Origin of the sequence: Microbispora sp. GKU 823, from assembly GCF_002027145.1 — a bacterium.
Taxonomy (GTDB): domain Bacteria; phylum Actinomycetota; class Actinomycetes; order Streptosporangiales; family Streptosporangiaceae; genus Microbispora; species Microbispora siamensis.
This window is the reverse complement of the sequence record NZ_MWJN01000047.1, coordinates 47,006-67,180: the sequence shown is the minus strand read 5'-3', so window position 1 is coordinate 67,180 and position 20,175 is coordinate 47,006. Positions and strand designations below refer to the sequence as shown.

General features: G+C 70.3%; 16 protein-coding genes. 6 read left to right on the top strand and 10 right to left on the bottom strand.

Annotation, left to right across the window (positions count from 1 at the left end; genetic code table 11):
* Nucleotides 1-123 precede the first annotated feature (123 nt).
* From larC to B1L11_RS24115, 6 genes are read right to left on the bottom strand one after another with little or no spacing between them, the layout of a single operon-like run.
* Nucleotides 124-630 (bottom strand): nickel insertion protein, encoded by a 507-nt coding sequence (larC, locus tag B1L11_RS24140; RefSeq protein WP_079316598.1) that lies wholly within the window; start codon nucleotides 628-630, stop codon nucleotides 124-126.
* Nucleotides 627-1,427 carry a nickel pincer cofactor biosynthesis protein LarB gene (gene larB / locus B1L11_RS24135; RefSeq protein WP_218671270.1) on the bottom strand — a complete coding sequence of 267 codons (801 nt, stop codon included), beginning with the start codon at nucleotides 1,425-1,427 and terminating at the stop codon, nucleotides 627-629. The genes larC and larB overlap by 4 nt, the downstream gene beginning before the upstream one ends.
* On the bottom strand, nucleotides 1,424-2,680 hold the full coding sequence (larA, locus tag B1L11_RS24130; protein ID WP_079316594.1) for a nickel-dependent lactate racemase: 1,257 nt from the start codon (nucleotides 2,678-2,680) through the stop codon (nucleotides 1,424-1,426). Before larA ends, larB begins: the two co-directional genes overlap by 4 nt.
* Complete coding sequence (locus B1L11_RS24125; protein ID WP_256862834.1) at nucleotides 2,670-3,575, bottom strand: aldo/keto reductase; 906 nt, start codon at nucleotides 3,573-3,575, stop codon at nucleotides 2,670-2,672. Before B1L11_RS24125 ends, larA begins: the two co-directional genes overlap by 11 nt.
* A gap of 43 nt (nucleotides 3,576-3,618) precedes the next feature.
* Nucleotides 3,619-4,359: an SDR family NAD(P)-dependent oxidoreductase gene (locus B1L11_RS24120; RefSeq protein ID WP_079316592.1), complete on the bottom strand. Its 741-nt coding sequence runs from the start codon at nucleotides 4,357-4,359 to the stop codon at nucleotides 3,619-3,621.
* On the bottom strand, nucleotides 4,356-5,105 hold the full coding sequence (locus B1L11_RS24115; protein WP_306291699.1) for a fumarylacetoacetate hydrolase family protein: 750 nt from the start codon (nucleotides 5,103-5,105) through the stop codon (nucleotides 4,356-4,358). The genes B1L11_RS24120 and B1L11_RS24115 overlap by 4 nt, the downstream gene beginning before the upstream one ends.
* Nucleotides 5,106-5,373: 268 nt before the next feature.
* Between B1L11_RS24115 and B1L11_RS24110 the strand changes: the two genes are divergently transcribed.
* From B1L11_RS24110 to larE, 3 genes are read left to right on the top strand one after another with little or no spacing between them, the layout of a single operon-like run.
* Nucleotides 5,374-6,666, top strand: a complete 1,293-nt coding sequence (locus tag B1L11_RS24110; protein ID WP_079316591.1) for an L-fuconate dehydratase — start codon at nucleotides 5,374-5,376, stop codon at nucleotides 6,664-6,666.
* A gap of 1 nt (nucleotide 6,667) precedes the next feature.
* The gene (locus B1L11_RS24105) at nucleotides 6,668-7,381 is read left to right on the top strand and encodes a FadR/GntR family transcriptional regulator (protein WP_079316590.1); all 714 of its coding nucleotides are present in this window, start codon (nucleotides 6,668-6,670) and stop codon (nucleotides 7,379-7,381) included.
* Nucleotides 7,374-8,243 (top strand): ATP-dependent sacrificial sulfur transferase LarE, encoded by an 870-nt coding sequence (larE, locus tag B1L11_RS24100; protein ID WP_218671269.1) that lies wholly within the window; start codon nucleotides 7,374-7,376, stop codon nucleotides 8,241-8,243. The genes B1L11_RS24105 and larE overlap by 8 nt, the downstream gene beginning before the upstream one ends.
* A gap of 92 nt (nucleotides 8,244-8,335) precedes the next feature.
* On the opposite strand, the gene B1L11_RS24095 is transcribed toward larE, so the two are convergent.
* The 3 genes from B1L11_RS24095 to B1L11_RS24085 are packed head-to-tail and all read right to left on the bottom strand — an operon-like array spanning nucleotide 8,336 to nucleotide 12,032.
* Complete coding sequence (locus B1L11_RS24095) at nucleotides 8,336-9,382, bottom strand: ABC transporter permease (RefSeq protein WP_079316589.1); 1,047 nt, start codon at nucleotides 9,380-9,382, stop codon at nucleotides 8,336-8,338.
* Nucleotides 9,375-10,940, bottom strand: a complete 1,566-nt coding sequence (locus tag B1L11_RS24090) for a sugar ABC transporter ATP-binding protein (protein WP_079316596.1) — start codon at nucleotides 10,938-10,940, stop codon at nucleotides 9,375-9,377. Before B1L11_RS24090 ends, B1L11_RS24095 begins: the two co-directional genes overlap by 8 nt.
* 12 nt (nucleotides 10,941-10,952) lie before the next feature.
* Nucleotides 10,953-12,032 (bottom strand): sugar ABC transporter substrate-binding protein, encoded by a 1,080-nt coding sequence (locus B1L11_RS24085; protein ID WP_079316588.1) that lies wholly within the window; start codon nucleotides 12,030-12,032, stop codon nucleotides 10,953-10,955.
* A gap of 426 nt (nucleotides 12,033-12,458) precedes the next feature.
* Here B1L11_RS24085 and B1L11_RS24080 point away from each other — a divergent pair, with 426 nt between their 5' ends.
* Nucleotides 12,459-13,172 (top strand): FadR/GntR family transcriptional regulator, encoded by a 714-nt coding sequence (locus tag B1L11_RS24080; RefSeq protein ID WP_079316587.1) that lies wholly within the window; start codon nucleotides 12,459-12,461, stop codon nucleotides 13,170-13,172.
* Here B1L11_RS24080 and B1L11_RS24075 read toward each other — a convergent pair.
* Nucleotides 13,096-13,959, bottom strand: coding sequence for a FadR/GntR family transcriptional regulator (locus tag B1L11_RS24075; RefSeq protein ID WP_079316586.1), 864 nt, complete (start codon nucleotides 13,957-13,959; stop codon nucleotides 13,096-13,098). The genes B1L11_RS24080 and B1L11_RS24075 overlap by 77 nt on opposite strands.
* Nucleotides 13,960-14,347: 388 nt before the next feature.
* On the opposite strand from B1L11_RS24075, the gene B1L11_RS24070 reads away from it, so the two are divergent.
* Both B1L11_RS24070 and B1L11_RS24065 read left to right on the top strand, forming a co-directional pair.
* Nucleotides 14,348-17,590, top strand: a complete 3,243-nt coding sequence (locus tag B1L11_RS24070; protein ID WP_256862833.1) for a glycoside hydrolase N-terminal domain-containing protein — start codon at nucleotides 14,348-14,350, stop codon at nucleotides 17,588-17,590.
* A gap of 469 nt (nucleotides 17,591-18,059) precedes the next feature.
* Nucleotides 18,060-20,039 carry an alpha-L-fucosidase gene (locus B1L11_RS24065; RefSeq protein WP_079316584.1) on the top strand — a complete coding sequence of 660 codons (1,980 nt, stop codon included), beginning with the start codon at nucleotides 18,060-18,062 and terminating at the stop codon, nucleotides 20,037-20,039.
* Nucleotides 20,040-20,175 lie beyond the last annotated feature (136 nt).

Sequence of the window (20,175 nt, the reverse complement as noted above, 5' to 3'; positions counted from 1 at the left end):
GCGGGCTCGTCGCCGTACGGGCGCCGCGGTGATGCCGATGAGGTCGTGCAGATGCGCGCGTCCCGCGTCGTCGAGCCGAGGGCACGGCCGATGGCCTCGACGACGGCCGGTGACGGGGTGAGGTCAGCAGGGCGAGCGTGGCGGGGGGCCGGGACGGGGCAGCACGCCGTGGCGGGTGTGCACGGTGCCGCCGCCGAGCGGCAGCGGCGCGGAATGCACGCGCGTCACCCGGAGGTCGCGCAGCGCCGCCGCGCATCCGACGACGTCGATCAGCGTGTCGTGCCCGCCGAGCTCGTGCAGGTGGACGTCGGCGGCCGGCACGCCGTGCAGCGCGCCCTCCACCTCGGCGATCGCGGTCAGCGCCGCCTCCGCCACGGTCAGGCCGGTCCGGGCCGCCATCGCGATCAGTTCCGCGGCCGGGCGCTCGGTGGCGTCGTCGTCGACCTCGATCCGCACGCGGGTGGCGGTCAGCGCTCCGGTGCGCACCCGCTCGGCGTCGAGCCGCCAGCCGGTGAGCCCGGTCGCGGCGACCGCCTGCCGTACGGCGTCGAGCGAGGCGCCGGCGTCGAGCAACGCGCCGAGCAGCATGTCGCCGGCGAGGCCGGTGAACGGGTTGAGGTAGAGGATCATCGGCACGTCCCGGATGCCGTGTCCGCCGCCTGAGGGCCCTCCTCGCCCGCCGGAGCCGGCGCCGCCCGCGACGCCCTCCGGGTGAGGCGGTACGCCGCGAGGGCGGCGCCGAAGCCGGAGTCGATGTTGACCACGGTGATCCCGGCGGCGCAGGAGGTCAGCATGGCCAGCAGCGCCGTGACGCCCTCCAGTGCCGCGCCGTATCCGGTGGAGGTTGGCACCGCGATCACCGGCGTCTCGACGAGACCGCCGACGACGCTGGCCAGAGCGCCCTCCATGCCGGCGACGACGATCACGCTGTCGGCCGCGCGCAGGTCATCGGTGGCGGCGAGCACGCGGTGCAGTCCGGCCACCCCGACGTCCCTGACCATGGTGGTCCGCAGGCCGAGCGCGGAGGCGACGGCCGCCGCCTCCGCCGCGACGGGACCGTCGGCGGTTCCGGCCGTGACCACGGCGACCGTGTGCTCGATCCGCCGCGCCTCGCGCCAGACCAGCAGCCGGGCGTCCGGGTCGTACGCGCCGCCGGACACGAGCGCGCACACGGCGGCGGCCATGCCGGGTTCGATCCGCGTCACCAGGACCGGCCCGGTGTTCCGGCCGAGAAGAGCGGTGACGATCCCGGCGATCTCGCTCGCCTGTTTGCCCGGGCCGTAGACGATCTCGGGCAGCCCCTGGCGCGCTCGCGGCCGAGGTCCACGCGGGCGTAACCGAGGTCGAGTGCCTCGTTCATGCGGGTACGACGTACGCGAGGGCGGACAGCAGCGGCGGGTGGGGCAGGGGACAGCGGAGCACGTCACTCTCCCGCGAGGTAGGGAATGGTCATCGGCCCCTCCGGCAGGACGCAGACCCGTCCGGGCAGGGCGCGCACGGTGGCGGAGATGTCGCCGGTCTGCTCCAGGTGGGCGGCGGCGAGGTCGGCGTCGCTCAGGTGCGAGGTGTGCATGATCACGCGGGCGTGCCGCTGGACGCGGGCCTGGATCTGGACCTGCCACTGGTCGGGCACCGTCTCGGTGCGGCGGGAGATCTCCTCGAACAGCGCGTCCGGGGAGGCCGCGGAGGTGAGCACGTCCCGGTAGGAGCCGTGGTCGGGGAAGCCGTCCCGGCACTCGGCGGCGCAGACGATGGTCCCGCCGGGCCTGACGACCTGGGCGGCGGCGCTCATCCCCTTGACGGACTGGTAGAGGTTCTGGTCGAGCGGGAAGCCCGCGTTCGTCGTCACCACCACGTCGAACAGTTCGCGAACCGGGCGCATCGCGGCGGCGCGGGCGGCGGCGGTGGCGGCGGCGTGCATCGGCAGCAGGTCGCCGCCGAACGCCTGCACGATCTTCTGTTCGCGGTTGAGCACGACGTCGAGGGCGAAAGTGACGCCGGTCGCGGCGGCGATGGCACGGACGTCGTCGTGCACCGGGTTGCCCTCGATGACTCCCCAGGTCGCCCGGGGATCGCCGATGCGGGCCGCGTCGTGCAGCGTGAGCACGGTCTCCAGGGCGGCGAGCCCGGGCGCGACCAGTTTCGGACCGCCGGAGAACCCGGCGAAGAAGTGCGGCTCGACGAACCCCGTCGTGATCCGCACGTCGGCGTCGGTCCACTCCCGGTTCAGCCAGACCGGTACGTCCTTGCCGTGTCGGCCCATCCACCTCAGGGACGACGCGTCACGTGCGTCGTGGTTGACGATCCGTACGGCGTCCACGACCTGGTCGCCGAACATCGCGCGCAGTTCGGCCTCGGTGTTGCCGCGGTGGGTGCCGGTGGCCACCAGGATCACGACGTCGTCCAGGCTGACGATCCCGTCCAGCTCGGCCAGGATCGCCGGGATCATCAGGTGCCGCGGCTGGGGTCTCGTGCCGTCGCAGGCGGAGATCGCCACCGTCTGGCCGGGCCGCACCCGCTCACGCAGCGGCGGGCCCGCGACCGGCTCGCGCAGGGCTCGGCGCAGCTCGGCCGCCTCGTCCGCCGCCGCGGGCCGCGCGACCGGGGTGATCACCGTGGTCCGTTCGTCGGGCAGGTCCACCGCGAGCCCGCCGGCGCCGTAGGCGAGGTCAACCCACATGGTCCAGGTCCTCCCAGAGCGCTTCCGGGATGTCCGCCGCCGCCAGCTCCAGATCCTCGGCGATCTCCTCCGCGCTGCGTGCGCCGATCAGGACGGTGGTCACGGCGGGGTGGCGGTGGGGGAAGCGCAGGGCCGCGGCGGGCAGCGGGACGCCGTGGGAGGCGCAGATGCGTCCCAGCTCACGCGCCCGCTCCAGCACGGCGGGCGGGGCGGTGTCGTAGTCGTAGGTGGTGCCGCCGGCGAGGATGCCGCTGTTGAACACCCCGCCCGCGATGACGGCGACGCCGCGCCGCTCGCATTCGGGCAGCAAATCGGCGGCAGCGGTGCGGTCGAGCAGGGTGTAGCGTCCCGCGACCAGCACCGCGTCCAGATCGGTCTCGCGGACGAACCGGGTCAGCATCTCGGCCTGGTTCATCCCGGCGCCGATCGCGCCGATCACCCCCTGGTCGCGCAGCTCCGCCAGCGCCGGGTACGCCTGACCCGCGGCCTGCTCCCAGTGGTCGTCCGGGTCGTGGATGAACACCAGGTCGAACCGGTCGAGCCCGGTCCGGTTCAGGCTGTCGTCCAGGGAGCGCAGCACGCCGTCGCGGCTGTAGTCCCGCACCCGCACGAACCCGGTGCGGCCGGGGAAGCCCTCCTCCTCGCCCTGGCCGGGCACCAGCACACGGCCGATCTTCGTGGACACGACCGCATCCCCCGCGTCGGGCAGGCCGCGCAGGAACCGCCCCAGACGCTGTTCGGCCAGCCCGCTGCCGTAGTGCGGCGCGGTGTCGAAGTAGCGGATCCCGGCCTGCCAGGCGGCGGCCAGCACCTGCTCGGCCTGCTGTTCGCTCACCGGCGCGAACAGCCCCGCAAGCGGCGCGGTCCCCAGCCCGTACCGCCCCAGCCTGCCCACCACACCACCGCCACCCGACCCTGGCGGGTGCGCTCGCCGGCCGTCACGAGGTCACCGGCCTCAGCCGCAGACCGGCCATCCCGCCGTCCACGGCCAGCTCGACCCCGGTCGTCGACCCCGCCCGCGGACTGGCCAGGTAGGCCACCGCGTGGGCGACCTCCTGCGCCGTCACCAGGCGGCCGTGCGGCTGCCGGGCGCACAACGCCGCCCGCTCGGCCTCCGGATCGGGCGCGGTCTCCAGCAACCGCCCCACCCACGGGGTGTCCACCGTGCCCGGGCTGACGCAGTTGACCCGGATCCCCTCACGGATGTGGTCGGCCGCCATCGCCCGCGTCAGCGCCAGCACCGCCCCCTTGGACGCCGAATACAACGCCCGCTGCGGCAACCCCACCGCCGCCGCGACCGAACAGGTGTTGACGATCGCGGCGTGCGGCGACTCACGCAGGTGGGGCAGCGCCGCCCGGGTCACCCGCGCGATCCCCACCACGTTGAGGTCGAACACGCGCAGCCACTCGGCGTCGTCGTTGCCGGCCACCGTGCCCTGCGCGCCGATACCGGCGTTGTTCACCAGCACGTCGATCCGCCCGTACCGTTCCGCCACGGCCGCCACCGCCCGCCGTACGGAGGCGTCGTCGGTCACATCACACACGAACTCGGTGCCGTGCAGGTCCAGGACGGCGACGTGGGCGCCCCGCGCGGTCAGCTCCTCGGCGACCGCCCTGCCGATGCCCGAAGCCCCACCGGTGACGATCGCCACCAGCCCCTCGAACTCACTCCCACTCATGCCTGGCCTATCCGCTGGCGCTGGCGGCCCAGACCGTCGATCTCCAGCTCCACCACATCGCCCGCCCGCAGGTAGGCCTGCGGCGTGCGCCCCAGCGCCACACCCGCCGGGGTGCCGGTGTTCACCACATCACCCGGCTCCAGCACCATGAACTGGCTGAGATACCAGATCACGTGATGCACCCCGAAGATCTGGTTCTTGGTGCTCCCGTTCTGCCGCAGCTCCCCGTTGACCCACAACCGCAACCCCAGCGCCTGCGGATCACCCACCTCATCCGGCGTCACCAGCCACGGACCCAGCGGATTGAACGTCTCACACGACTTGCCCTTGTCCCACTGACCCCCACGCTCGTTCTGGAACTCCCGCTCCGACACGTCGTTGGCGATCGCATACCCCGCGATCACGTCCGCCGCCGCCTCCGGGGATTCCAGGTATCGCGCCGTACGGCCGAGGATCACCGCAAGCTCGACCTCGTAGTCGGTCTTCACACTCCGGCGCGGCACCAGCACCTCGTCATCGGGACCGACCACCGTGTTGGACGCCTTCATGAACACCACCGGCTCCGCCGGGATCGCCGCCCCCGTCTCCTCCGCGTGATCGGAATAGTTCAACCCGATACACACGATCTTCCCCCGGCCGGCCACCGGCGCCCCCACCCGCTCATACGGCCCGGCCTCCGGCAACCGCCCCTCCGCCAGCGCCGACCGCACCCGCTCGACCCCGCCCCCCGCCGAGGAACCCGCCATCGATGTCGCCCGTCACCGACGACAGATCGAACACCCGCCCATCCGGTGCCAGCACACAGGGTCGCTCCTCACCCACCGGACCCACCCGCAACAGCTTCACGATCTTGGCCTCTCCGCTGGTTCACAGGGCCGTACGACGTGCCGAGCCTGCCAGATTCATCGGGTTGAAGTAAAGCCTTTGGTTGGATATCTGCCGACTTGTCTTGACCTTCTCCCGGCGCGATCCTACTGTTCCATTCATATTCATCGGATCAATTGGAGTTCGCCCATGCCGACGATCACCTCTGTGAACGTGATCGACATCAGGTTCCCGACCTCCGCGACGCTCGACGGCTCGGACGCCATGAACCCGGACGGCGACTACTCCGCGGCGTACGTGGTGCTGGAGACCGACGACGGCGACCTGGCGGGGTACGGTCTGACGTTCACGATCGGGCGGGGCAACGATCTGTGCGTGGCCGCCGCCCGGCAGATCGGGGCGCGGCTGGCCGGGCGCGACGTCGACGAGCTGGCCGGGAACCTCGGCGGCCTCTACCGGGAGATCATGGCCGACAGCCAGATGCGCTGGCTCGGGCCGGAGAAGGGCGTGGTGCATCTGTCCGCCGCGGGCGTCCTCAATGCGGCGTGGGACCTGGCGGCCCGCCGGGCCGGCAAACCCCTGTGGCGCTTCGTCGCCGACATGACGCCCGAGGAACTGGTCGCCGCCTGCGACTTCCGTTATCTGTCCGATGTGCTGACCCCCGCCGAGGCCGTCGCGATGCTGGCCCGGCTCGCCCCCACGCGCGAGGAGCGGATCGCCGAGCTGGCCGAGCACGGCTACCCGGCGTACACGACCTCTCCGGGCTGGCTCGGCTACGACGACGGCAAACTCCGCCGTCTGTGCCGCCAGGCCGTCGCCGACGGCTGGACGCACGTCAAGCTCAAGGTCGGCGCCAACGTGGAGGACGACGTTCGCCGGCTGTCGATCGCCCGGGAGGAGCTCGGCGACCGCGTCCTGATGATCGACGCCAACCAGGTGTGGGACGTGCCCCAGGCCATCGAGTGGGTCAACCGGCTCGCGCCGTACGAGCCGCTGTGGATCGAGGAGCCGACCAGCCCCGACGACGTGCTCGGCCACGCGGCCATCCGCAAGGCGGTCGCCCCCGTCGGCGTCGCCACCGGAGAGCACTGCCACAACCGCGTGATGTTCAAGCAGCTCCTGCAGGCGGGCGCGATCGACTTCTGCCAGATCGACTCCTGCCGCCTCGCGTCGGTCAACGAGATCGTCCCGGTGCTGCTGATGGCCGCCAAGTTCGGCGTGCCGGTCTGCCCTCACGCGGGCGGTGTCGGTCTGTGCGAGCTGGTCCAGCACATGGCCGTGGTCGACTACGTGTGCGTGAGCGGCAGTCTGGAGGGCCGCGTCCTGGAGTACGTCGACCACCTGCACGAGCACTTCACCGACCCCGTCCGCATCGAGCGCGGCCGCTACCTGCTGCCTGAGAAGCCCGGTTACAGCGCTCGTATGCACTCAGAGTCGATCGTCGCGTACCGCTACCCTGATGGTCACCATTGGGGAGGCTGACGTGGGCGTCATCGAGACGGCGATCGACACGATCAAGCAGATGATCATCGATGGGGAGTTGCGTCCGGGGCAGAAGCTCCCCGTCGAGAAGAATCTGGCCGAACAGCTCGGTGTCGCCCGCAACACGCTGCGCGAGGCCGTGCGCGCGCTGGTCGCCATGCGGGTCCTGCAGACGCGGCAGGGCGACGGCACCTACGTCACCAGCCTCTCTCCCGACCTGCTGCTCGACGGGATGAGTTTCGTCGCCGACATCCACCTGGACGCCGGGGCGGGGGAGTTCCTGCACGTGCGCAGGATTCTGGAGGCGGAGGCGACGGCGCTGGCGGCCACGCGCATCCCTGACGCCGATCTCGTCCGCCTGGGCGATCTGCTCGACGAGGCCGAGACGGTCGCCGCCTGCGATCCCGTCGACCACGAGAAGCTGATCGCTCTCGACCAGGATTTCCACGCCCTCATCGCCTCCCACTGCGGCAACGCCGTCCTCGCCGCCGTCATCCAGAACATGTCCGGCCGCACCGTACGCGCCCGCATCTGGCGGGGCATGAGCGATCCCGAGGCCGTTCACCGCACGCTCCGGGAGCACCGGGCCGTCCATCGGGCTCTGCTGGCGCGGGACTCCGAGCGGGCCAGGCTCCACGCCGCCCTGCACGTCCTCGGCGTCGAGGAGAGTCTCACCGTCCCACGTGCCTTCGAAGGCGAGGCCGCTCGTGGCTGATCGTCCCGCTTCCACCGGAGAGAGGACCCAGGACGCCGGCCAGACGGGCGCGGTGAGCGACGCCATGGACCGGCTGACGGCCCGGCTGCGCCGTGAGGACGCGGTCGTCGTCGCCTACTCCGGCGGCGCCGACTCCGCGTTGCTCGCCTTCGCCGCCGCGAGGGCGCTCGGCAGGCGCGCACTGGCCGTCACCGCGGTCTCACCCAGCCTGGCCGCCTCCGAGCGGGCCGCGGCCCGTGACTTCGCGCGCGCCCACGGGCTGGCGCATCTGGAGGTGTGCACGGACGAGGCCGACCGGCCCGAGTACGCCGCCAACGGCGCCGACCGCTGCTACCACTGCAAGTCGGCGCTGTTCGACGCGCTCACGCCGCTGGCGGCCGCCATGGGTGCCCGGATCGCGCTCGGCACCAACCTCGACGACCTCGGCGACCACCGCCCCGGACAGCGGGCCGCGGCCGAGCGCGGGGCCATCGCGCCGCTGGTGGAGGCCGGGCTCACCAAGGCCGACGTCCGCGCGGTCAGCCGGGAGCTCGGCCTGGTCACCGCGGACAAACCTGCCGCGCCCTGCCTGGCCTCGCGGGTGAGTTACGGCGACCCCGTCACGCCGGAGGTCCTGCGCAGGATCGAGACCGCCGAGGGCGCGCTGCGCGATCTCGGCTTCCCGGTGTGCCGGGTGCGCGCCCATTCCGGCGGCACGCTCGCCCGGGTCGAGGTTCCGGCCACTGAGATCCCGCGCGCGTGCGAGTTGCGCGAGCGCGTGGATGCCGCGGTCCGCGGCGCCGGCTTCACCTTCTGCTCGCTGGACCTGTCCGGTTTCGCGTCCGGACGCCTCAACGCGCTGCTGCCGCTGCTCCCGTCCTGACGGGCTTCCGGCCATCTCGCCTCCGAGGACTTCCAACCCGTACGCGGCGATGAGCGGGGGAGGCCGGTCCGGGGACCGGCCTCCCCTTCTCGTCATTCCTGCGACTTGCCGCCGGTGAGGCGGGAGATCGCGAGCGCGGTGAGGATGATCGCCCCGTTGAGCGCCTGGATCCACTGCGCGGGGACGCCCGCGAGGGTGAGGACGTTCTGGATCATGTAGAGCAACAGGATGCCGGTGAACGCGCCGAACACCGTGCCCTTGCCTCCGTTGAGGCTGACTCCGCCGATGACGGCGGCGGCGAACACCGTGAAGATCGCGCCGTCGCCCTGTGCGGCGGCCACGGAGGCGAGCCGGCCCGTCAGCAGGAGACCGCCGATCGCGGCCAGCAGGCTGGCGGAGATCAGCACGATCCACAGCACCCGGTCGGTGCGGATCCCGGCCGCCTTCGCGGCGTCGACGTTTCCGCCGATCGCGTAGAGCGCCCGGCCGAACCGGGTGAATCCCATGACCACGACGCCGGCGGCGAACAGCAGCAGGCATATCCAGATGGACGCGGGCACGCCGAGCCACATGGCCGAGCCGAGGTAGGTCATCGATTCCGGGAGGTTGAAGAAGGTCTGCCCGCCGGAGATGCCGGTGAGGAGGCCACGCAGCACGATGAGCATGCCCAGGGTGACGATGAAACCGTTGAGCCCGAAGCGGACGATGAACAGCGCGTTCACCGCCCCGATCAGCACTCCCACCGCGAGGGTGACGGGGATTCCCCAGGCGCCGGGCAGCAGCCCGAGCCCGGGTCCCGTTCCGGCGGCGACCGTCAGCCATGCGGCCACGCCGGGGGCGAGCCCGAAGGTCGACTCGAGCGACAGGTCCATCCTGCCGGCGATGAGCACGAGCGTCTGCGCCAGGACGAGCAGCGAGATCTCCGACATGGTCTGCAGGATGTTGATCAGGTTGTCGCTCTGCAGGAAGATCGGGTTGACGATCTGCCCGACGATCGCGATCACGATGATCGCGGGGACGAGCGCGAAGTCCCGCAGCCGCGCCAGGGGGATCGCCCGGCGGCGCCTTCCCGCCTCCTCCGGCGCCGGCGGGCTCGGCAGGTGTCCCGTCGTGGCGTGAGCGGTGGTGCTGTCAGGCATCGAGGTCGACTCCTTCCATGGCGGCCACCATCTCGTGGTCGTGCCAGCCGGCGGCCAGTTCCGCGACGACGCGGCCGTGGAACATCACGAGCACCCGGTTGCACAGCCGCAGGTCGTCAAGTTCATCGGAGGCGATCACGACGCCGGTTCCGTTGTCGGCGATCTCCTCGACCTTGCCGAGCAGGAACTCCTTCGACCGGACGTCGACTCCGGCGGTCGGCGTGATCAGTACGAGCAGGCGAGGGTCGCTGGCCAGGGCGCGGGCCATCACGACCTTCTGCTGGTTGCCGCCGGACAGCCCGAAGACGGGGAGTTCCGGGCCGGGTGTCTTGATCGCGAGATTCGTGATCATCTCGCGGGCCAGTGCGTCCCTGCGCCGGCCGCTGACGAAGCCCGCCTGACCGAGCCGCTCGGGCACGGTCATCGTGGTGTTGTCGGCGATGGACATCAGGGGAACGAGCCCCTGGTGGTGGCGGTCGCGGGGTACGAAGCCCACCCCGGCTGCCAGCGACTCCGGCACGCTCCCGGGGCGCGGACGGCTCCCGGCCACCTCCAGGGTCCCGTCCTCGGGAGCGCGCAGCCCGGCGATGGTCTCGGCGAGCTCGGTCTTCCCGCTGCCGCCCAGGCCCGCCAGCCCCACGATCTCCCCGGCCCGTACCCGCAGGTCGACGTCCTGGTAGACATCGCCGTCGCACAGGCCCCGTACGTCGAGGACCACCGGGGCCTCCGCCGGGACCGGCGGGCGGACGGCGTGCTCCCGCAGCCCCGCGGCCTCACCGGTCATCGCCGCCACCAGCTCGCCCTGCGGCAGGTCCGCCACCGGCGCGGTGAGGATGTGCCGGGCGTCCCGGAACACCGTGACCATGTCGCAGATCTCGTAGATCTCCTGCAGGTGATGACTGATGAACAGGAAGGTGACTCCCTGCTCCCGCATCGCCCGCATCCGCTCGAAGAGCCGGGAGATCGCCGCGCCGTCCAGCTGGGCGGTGGGCTCGTCGAGGATGATGAACCTCGCGCCGAACGACAGCGCCCGGGCGATCTCCACGAACTGCCGCTGCTCCACACCCAGCTCACCGGCCGGCCGGCGGACGTCGACGTCCACCGACCACGCCTCCAGCAGGTCGGCCGCCTTCCGCCACAGGCCCTTCCAGCCGACCAGCCCCAGCCGGTTGCGGTCGTGCCGGTTCAGGTACAGGTTCTCCGCCACGGTCAGCTCAGGGATGATCGTGGACTTCTGGTAGACGCAGGCGACCCGTTCCCGCCAGGCGTCACGGTCCGACAGCCGCGGCGCCGGGGACCCGGCGAAGCGCACCTCGCCCTCGTCCGGCGCCTGCAGCCCCGTCAGGATGGAGACCAGGGTGGACTTCCCCGCACCGTTGCGCCCGACCAGTGCGTGGGTCTCCCCGGGCCCGATCGCTATGTGGGCACGGTTCAGTGCCGTCGTCTCGCCGTACCTCTTGGTGATGCGCTCCGCCTCGGCGACGGGCGGGTCCGAACGGACCGGCCCGCTGTCACGGGCGGGTGGAGGGCTCGCGGGCCCTCCCGCGAACTCTTCCATGGCCACGCCCTCTCAGCTCAGGTTGTTGCCCCACAGCGACTTGTCATCGTGCTTCACGCTGGGGATCCCGCCATAGGTGCCGCCGTCCGCGGTGACGAGCGGTGCGGACAGCTGGTCCTCCAGCAGGCCGGGCCGCACCTGGATGATGGTGCTGTCGTGATCGGTCTTGCCCGGCTGGAAGGTCTTGCCCTCGATCGCGGCCTGGGCGTACGACAGCGCCCACTTGGCGTACAGGTCCGCGGGCTGGGAGACGGTGGCGTCGATGTTCCCGGCGGCGATGTCCTTGAGCTCCTGCGGGATGCCGTCGTTGGAGACGACGAAGACGTGCTTGGGGTCAGTCGGCGGCACCAGGAGGCCGCGCTGCTTGAGCACCTGCAGCGTGCCGGCGAGGGCGAAGCTCGACTGCATGTAGACGCCCTTGACGTCGGGGTTCGCGGTCAGGACCGTGGAGAGCTTCTGCGAGGCCACGGCGCCGTCCCAGTTGGTCGCCTCGCCGAAGACCTTGATGCCGGGATAGTTCTGCTTCATGCAGTCGTTGAACGCCTCGGTGCGGTCCCGGCCGTTGATGGAGGCCAGGTCGCCCTCCAGCATGACCACCTTGCCCTTGCCGCCGAGCTTCTCGCCGAGGAACTTGCAGGCCTTCTCCCCGTACGCGCGGTTGTCGGCCCGTACGACCATGAAGGCGTTGCCGGTGTCGGGCCGGGTGTCCACGAGCACGGCGGGAATCTTCTTGCTCTCGAGCTGCTGCAGCGTGGGCGCCACCGCCGCGGTGTCCTGCGGCGCCATGACCACGCCCTTCACGCCCTGACCAACCAGGGTCTGCACGTTGGCGGTGAGCTTGGCGATGTCGTTCTGGGAGTTGGTGGTCTTGACCTCCGCACCCAGCTCGCCGGCGAACTTCGGCACGTAGCTGATGTAGGAGTTCCAGAAGTCCGTATCGGAACGCGGGTAGTCGACGCCGATGACCGGCTTCGCCGCTGCGTCGTCCCCGCCGGAGTTGTCGTTCCCAGTGCCGCTGTTCCCGCCACAGGCCGCGGCGAGGCACCCCGATATGGCTAAGGCCGCGGCGAGCGCGAACCGTCTGCGTTCCATCGTCTCTCCTTCTGATGCACCACGGCTGCCATGCCGTCCCTGACCGCGCCACGCTCAGGTGACGCCCACGTGTGGGGTTTGGCGAGACTCGCCGTGAGCGGGCTCATCACGCACAGGACATGGGATGTCTTTCTATGCTCAAACCCCGTCAGTGTCCAGACCTTGAGGACAGAATGGTGATATTCCGTTATTTGGGTGGCTCTCAGTGGGCAAGGGATCCGACGTATCGGCTGCTCCGGCCGGACTGGAGATCACGACACATCGCATGTCTGTCCCGGCTGAAGGCGTGGCATGACGGGACCGTGCCAGGCAGCACATGTCACGGCACCCCTCATCCGGCAGGGGCGCGGCCGGCTCCGACAGCGTTCCCACACACCCGGAGGGACCGTGTGGAGGTCCGCTGTCCTGACATACCAAAATGCAGGTATGTCGTTGACCGAGCAGGCGATCGAACGCATCAGGCACCTCATCAAGGACGGGACGCTTCCCCCGGGCGCCCGGCTGCCTCCCGAACAGGAGCTGGCCGCCGAGCTGGGCCTGTCCCGCAACCTGCTCAGAGAGGCGGTCCGCTCCCTCGTCACCACACGCGTGCTGGAGGTGCGCAGGGGCGACGGCACCTACGTCACGAGCCTGTCGCCGGAGCTGCTGCTCGAAGGAGTCGGCCTCGCCGTCGAGATGATGCGGGGCGACGATCTGCTCGAGATCACCGAGGTGCGGCGCCTGTTCGAGCCGGTGGCGACGGGTCTGGCCGCCGCCCGGATCACCGCCGACCAGCTCGCGGATGTCGAGCGGCATCTCAACGCGATGATCGCGGCGCAGGACGACATCGAAGCGCTCAACCACCACGACGACGCCTTTCACCGCGCCGTTTTCGACGCGACGGGCAACAAGTCCCTGTCCGCCCTGCTCGGCGGCATCGCCAGCCGGACGCTCCGGGCCCGTGTCTGGCGCGGGCTCGTCGAGGAGAACGCGGCCGGCCGCACGATCGCCGAGCACGCCGCCATCTACCGCGCGCTCGCGGCCGGCGACGCCCCCCTCGCCCAGGCGGTCGCGCTCATGCACGTCAGCACCACGGAGACCTGGCTGCGGGAGAACCTCGGCCGTTCGCGGTCCGGCGCGGACCCCCAACCGGTGAGGTGATCGCGCCGGTCATCGCGCCGTGCCCCCACCGGGTCACCCCATGACGGCCCTCGCCCGGCCCGAGGTCAGCCGGACACGGGCTCGGACGGCGCGTCGCCGTCGTCGGCAGCCGCTGCAGGGACTCCTCGACCCCGATGAGATGGTTGGCCATCCGGATGCGCGCCCGTTCGGGATCGCGCGCCGCGAGCGCCGCCAAGATCGCCACGTGCTCCTCGTGGGTGCGCCGGTCGGCCCCCTCCTCGTGCAGGCTGCGCCACAGCCGACCGCGGACGGTGCGCCTGGCGAACGCCTCGATCAGGCCGACCATGACCGGGTTGTCGGTATGGGCGGCGATGATGCGGTGAAAGGCGATGTCGATCTCGATGAGACGCTCGTGGTCGTGGGGCGCCTGACCGACGATCCTGGCCGACTCGCCGAGCAGGTCCCTGGCCTGGCGGAGCGCCTCGTCGGTGATCCTGGTCGCGGCCAGCCGTGCCGCTTCGGACTCGAGCAGGCGCCGTACGGAGTGCACGTGCCGCGGGTCGCCCTGGCCGTGCAGCTCGACGACGAAGCCCATCGGAGCCAGCAACTGCGTCGCGTCGAGGTTCGTGATGTACGTCCCGTCACCCTGCCGGGTGCTGACGATCCCGAGGATCGACAGCGCCGACACCCCTTCGCGCAACGCCCCGCGCGAGACGCCCAGCGACTCGGCGAGGTCCTTCTCGACGGGCAGGCGGTCGCCGGGCCGCAGGACGCCGTCGAGGATCATCCGCTTGATGCTGTCCACTACATCGTCTGTGCGTGACATGGCAGGTAGGTTCCCAGAGTCCGGCCGGAGCGGGGAGTTCACCCGTCCACCATGGACGGCCAGGAAGCGGACGCGGCCTGCCCGTACGTCGCCGTCGACCCATCCCACCCACGTGGACAAGCCAAAGGTTAGATGTTTCCCGCCGTTGTAAGGGTCAGATGGCCGCCTTTCGGGCGTTTGTAGACGAATCGTTGACCGATACATCAAATCTTTGTAGCTTTGCCATCACCCCCTACACAGCCTCGTCACGCAGCCGGGTTCGCAGCTCCATTGGCGCGGTGCCGGCCGCCGGCAAGGCCGCAGCGCGCTTGGAGAGCGAATGCCAGATCTGACGCGAAGGCAGTTGATGAAGATCGGCACGGTCGGAGCCGGAGCTCTGATGCTGCCGATGCAATGGACAGCGGTCGCCCGAGCCGGATCGGTGGCGCCTCCGGAGGTGCGCGCCGCAGACGACCTGGCGCTGTGGTACGACAAGGGCGCCGGCACGGACTGGCTCCGCGCTCTCCCCATCGGCAACGGGCGCCTCGGTGCCATGGTGTTCGGCAACGTCGACGCCGAGCGGCTGCAGCTCAACGAGGACACCGTCTGGGGCGGAGGACCGTACGACCAGAGCAACCCCAAGGGCCTGGCGGCGCTGCCGGAGATCCGCCGGCTCGTCTTCGAGGACAAATGGACCGAGGCCCAGAGCCTGATCGACCAGAACATGCTGGGGAAGCCCGCGGGCCAGCTCGCCTACCAGACGGTCGGCAACCTCAGGCTCAACTTCCCCGGCACGAGCGGGTTCTCGGAGTACAACCGCCGGCTCGACCTCACCACCGCCACCACGTCCGTCGATTACCTGCTGAACGGCGTGCGGTACAAGCGCGAGGTGTTCGCGAGCGCACCCGACCAGGTCATCGTCGTCCGCCTGACCGCCGACAAGCCAGGCTCGATCACGTTCACCGCGACGTTCGACAGTCCCCAGCGCACGACACGCTCCAGCCCTGACGGCACGACGGTGGCGCTCGACGGCGTCTCGGGCGACTTCGAGGGCATCCCCGGCTCGGTCAAGTTCCTGGCGCTGGCCCGGGCTCTCGCCGAGGGCGGCAGCGTCACCAGTTCCGGCGGAACACTCCAGGTGTCCGCCGCCGACAGCGTGACCCTGCTGATCTCCATCGGCTCCAGCTACGTGAACTACAAGGACGTCAGCGGCGACTACCAGGGCATCGCGCGGCGGCACCTCGAGGCCGCCCAGCAGACGCCCCACGACAGGCTGCGCAGCCGTCACGTGGCCGACTACCAGGCGTTGTTCAAGCGGACGACACTCGAACTGGACCGTACGGACGCGGCCGACCAGCCCACGGACGTCCGGATAGCGCAGCACTCGGCCGTCGACGACCCGCAGTTCTCCGCGCTGCTGTTCCAGTTCGGCAGGTACCTGCTGATCAGTTGCTCGCGTCCCGGCACCCAGCCGGCCAACCTGCAGGGCATCTGGAACGATTCCCTGACCCCGTCGTGGGACTCGAAGTACACCATCAACGCCAACCTGCCGATGAACTACTGGCCCGCCGGCTCGACGAACCTGTCCGAGTGCTACGAGCCGGTGTTCGACATGATCCAGGACCTCACGGTGACCGGTGCCCGCACGGCCCAGGTGCAGTACGGCGCCGGCGGCTGGGTCACCCACCACAACACCGACGCGTGGCGGGCGACCTCGGTCGTCGACGGCGCGTTCTGGGGCATGTGGCAGACCGGCGGCGCGTGGCTGGCCACCATGATCTGGGACCACTACCTGTACACCGGCGACGTCGAGTTCCTCCGGAAGAACTACCCGGCGATGAAGGGCGCGGCCCAGTTCTTCCTCGACACCCTCGTGGAGGAACCGAAGCTGGGATATCTGGTCACGAACCCATCGAACTCGCCCGAGCTCAGCCATCACGCGAACGCCAGCGTGGCCGCCGGTCCGACGATGGACAACCAGATCCTGCGCGACCTGTTCGACGGCTGCGCCGAGGCGAGCGAGGTTCTCGGCCTGGACGCCGGCTTCCGGGCGCAGGTCCTGGAGGCCCGGAAGCGGCTGGCTCCGATGAAGATCGGCTCGCGCGGCAACATCCAGGAGTGGCTGTACGACTGGGTGGAGACCGAGCGGAACCACCGGCACATCTCGCACCTCTACGGCCTGCACCCCAGCCACCAGATCACCAAGCGGGACACCCCGGAGCTGTTCGAGGCCGCGCGGCGGACGCTGGAACTGCGCGGCGACGACGGCACGGGCTGGTCGCTGGCCTGGAAGATCAACTACTGGGCGCGGATGGAGGAGGGCAAGCGGGCGCACGACCTGGTCCGCCTCCTCGTGACGCCGGCCAGGCTCGCCCCGAACATGTTCGACCTGCACCCTCCGTTCCAGATCGACGGCAACTTCGGCGCGACGTCCGGCATCGCGGAGATGCTGCTGCACAGCCGCAACGGCGAGCTGCACCTGCTGCCGGCCCTGCCGGAGGCCTGGCCGAAGGGACGGGTCAAGGGCCTGCGGGGCCGCGGCGGTTACACCGTCGGCGCGGCGTGGAGCGACGGACAGGCAGACGAGTACCTCGTCACGCCCGACCGTGACGGCGTCGTCAGGGTACGCGGCGCGATCTTCGCCGGGCGCTACAAGGTGGTCGACGACACGCGCGGCGGCACGGCCCGCACCGAGAAGGCCGAGTCCGACCTGATCGAACTCACCGGGAAGGCCGGGCACACCTACCGCGCCTACGCCCTGCAGAAGGTCAAGATCAGCGCGCCCGCCGAGGTGAGCCCGGGCCAGGAGGCGAAGGTCGGCGTCACCGTCCGGGCGGTCGAGATGCCGCTGGCGCCCAGGACGATCGTGACCGTCGAGGCGCCGGAAGGGTGGAGCGTCTCACCGGAGAAGGTCGAGTTGCAGCCCCTGCGGCCCGGCGCGGAGCGCACCGTCGAATTCACCGTCATCCCCGCCCAGGGCCAGGCCGCGGGCGACGTGGCCCTGATCGGCACGGCGAGCGGCACCCAGGCCGGCAGCGACTGGACCGCGTCCGCGAAGGCCACGGTCCGGGTATGGGACGGACGGGAGAAGCCGCTGGAGGAGCTCTTCAGCAACGTCGCCGTCACCGACGACGCCAACACCGCTCCCGGGAACTTCGACGGCAACGGCGCCAGCATCTCCGCCCAGGCGCTGGCCCAGGCCGGGGTCACCCCGGGGAGCACCGTCACCAAGAACGGGCTGAACTTCACCTGGCCCGGCGGCGCGGTGGGCACCCCCGACAACGCCATCGCCTCGGGGCAGTCGCTCAAGGTGACCGGCACCGGCAAGACGCTCGGATTCCTGTTGTCCGGCACGTACGGCGCGGTGTCCGGACCGGCCACCGTCGTCTACAAGGACGGCACGAGACAGACCTTCACCCTCAGCTCACCGGACTGGTACGGCGGACCCAGGCCGGAGGGCGACGCCGCCGTCGTGGCCGCCTACCAGAACCGGCCGAACAACCAGCGGCAGAACACCGCGGCCACCATCTACTACGCGGGCGTGGCCCTGCAGAACAAGGAGGTGTCCCGCGTGGACCTGCCCAACATCAGCGCGCGGGCGGCGAACGGGGTGGCGACGATGCACATCTTCGCCGTCGCGATCGGCGGATAGCACCCACCTGAACGAGCCGGACGACATGGCCGGGGGTGCGGCGTGGGACGACCCGCGCCGCGCCCCCGGCTCACGCATGCCGATCGCCCCGCTCCGTGATCTCGCACACTCGATGAAAATTTCAGACATCCCATTTCTGGGCAGCAACGGGATCAACGCTCTCGTAGACATGGGTTGACTGCGCGCCCCTGTCACCCCCGGGGCGACAATGCCGACGCGGCATGCGCAAACGTGCGAACTCGCGCGCCTAACGCTCATCTCCGCTTGTCGTACGCCCCACGCTCCGCTGGGCCAGATCGCGTCACCGTCACGTCCGGTGGCGGGGGAGTGTGGACATATCGCCGCCCTTGGCATACAACGACATCCAATGTCTCCGCGGTGACCGTCCTTTCATCTTCGTGAAACATCCAAGGGATCGTGCTCATACGTACCGTTGCCGAATCTCCCCGATCGTGAGAGGTGCCTCCCCATGTCCGCATCCTCGTTCCGGCTCAGTCGCAGGCAGCTGCTCGCCGCGGCCGCGGTCGCCACGGCTGCCGGTGTGCTGAAGACCGGTCCTGCGTGGGCCACCGCCGGTCCGCAGAGCTACACCCCGAGCTGGTCGTCGGTGGACCAGCACCCACCGGCCGCCGAGTGGTTCCAGGACGCGAAGTTCGGCATCTACTACCACTGGGGGGTCTTCAGCGTCCCCGCGTACGCGAACGAGTGGTATCCGCGGAACATGTACAACAACGGGTCGAACGAGAACAACCACCACAAGAGCGTCTATGGTGACCCGTCGGTGTGGCCGTACCACAACTTCATCAACGGGGCACGGGACAAGGCCGGCAACTGGGTGCAGTTCGCGCCGAAACTGAAGTCCGCCGGGGGCAACTTCGACCCCGCCGAGTGGGCGCAGCTGTTCGCCGACGCCGGCGCCAGGTTCGCGGGGCCGGTGGCCGAGCACCACGACGGTTACTCGATGTGGAACAGCCGGGTGAACGAGTGGAACTCGGTCGCCACCGGCCCCAGGCTCGACCTGCTGCGGTTGCACGCCGACGCCATCCGGGCCAAGGGCCTCAAACTGCTCGTGGCCATGCACCACACGTACAACTTCACCGGCTTCTACCAGTGGGTGCCGGCCCAGCCGACCACCTCCCTGAAGAAGCTGTACGGCCAGCTCAGCTTCGCCGAGGAGCAGCAGCTGTGGTACGACAAGCTCAAGGAGGTCATCGACGGCTACCAGCCGGACATCATCTGGCAGGACTTCAACCTCAGCCGGCTGGACGAGTCCCGGCGGCTGGACTTCCTGGCGTACTACTACAACCAGGCGGTGGCCTGGAACAGGGACGTCGTCGCGACGTACAAGGACGGGTTCAACACCCGGGGCGAGGTCTTCGACTACGAGCGCGGCGGACCGGCCGCCATCCAGAACCCCTACTGGCTGACCGACGACAGCATCTCCAGCTCCAGCTGGTGCTACACCGTCGGCATCGGCTACTACTCGCTCAACGCCATGCTGCACTCGCTGATCGACCGGGTCAGCAAGAACGGCAACATGCTGCTGAACATCGCCCCTATGGCCGACGGCACGATCCCGTCCGGTCAGCGGTCGATCCTGCTCGGCATCGGGGACTACCTCACGCGATTCGGCGAGTCCATCTACGCCACCCGGGCCTGGGCGACCTACGGCGAGGGCCCCACCCAGATGGGCGGCGGTTCCTTCACCACGCCGCGGGCGGGCACCAACACCGACATCCGTTTCACCCGCAGCAAGGACAACACCGTGCTGTACGCCACCGTGCTGGGCTGGCCGGGCAGCACCCTGCACATCACGACTCTGGGCGCCAACCGGATCAACCTGAGCAACCTGGCCTCGGTGCAGCTGCTCGGCCCCTCGGCCGGCCAGTACACCACCCTGCCCAACCGCACGCAGGACGGTTCCGCCCTGCACATCTCGATGCCCTCGTCCAACGCCCCGTTCAGCGCCCCGGCGTACGTGGTCAAGCTGACCTTCAACGGCCAGATCCCCGCCCTGGGCTCCGGCGGCACCCCCACCGGCTACGTGCGGATCGCCAACGTCGCCACCGGCCTGGTGCTGGACAGCGGCGGCAACGTGGCGTCGGGGTCGAACCTCAAGCAGTGGAACTGGGACGGCAGCACCAACCTGCAGTGGCAGCTGGTGGACCTCGGCGGCGGGTGGTACCGCATCGTCAACCGCACCAACGGCATGGTGGCCGACAGCTGGGGCAACACCGCCAACGGCGCCAACGCCAGGCAGGCGGCCTGGAACGGCGGCAACAACCAGCAGTGGCGCCTCACCGATCTCGGCAACGGCCGCTACCAGATCGTCAACCGCGGCACCGGGACGTCCCTCGACGGCATGGGCTACACCACCGCCGGCTCCGCCGTCGGCATGTGGACGCCCAACGGCAGCACCAACAACCAGTGGACCATCACCGCGCTCTGACCAGGCGCACCACGCATCCGCCTCGACCCGCGCGGCTCGACGCGGGACACGGCTGCTGACCGTCACCTTCCTGGCGAGGGGACGGCTCCGATGCGGAGGGACTTCGTTCCTCCGCATCGGAGACCCTCGGGTGAGG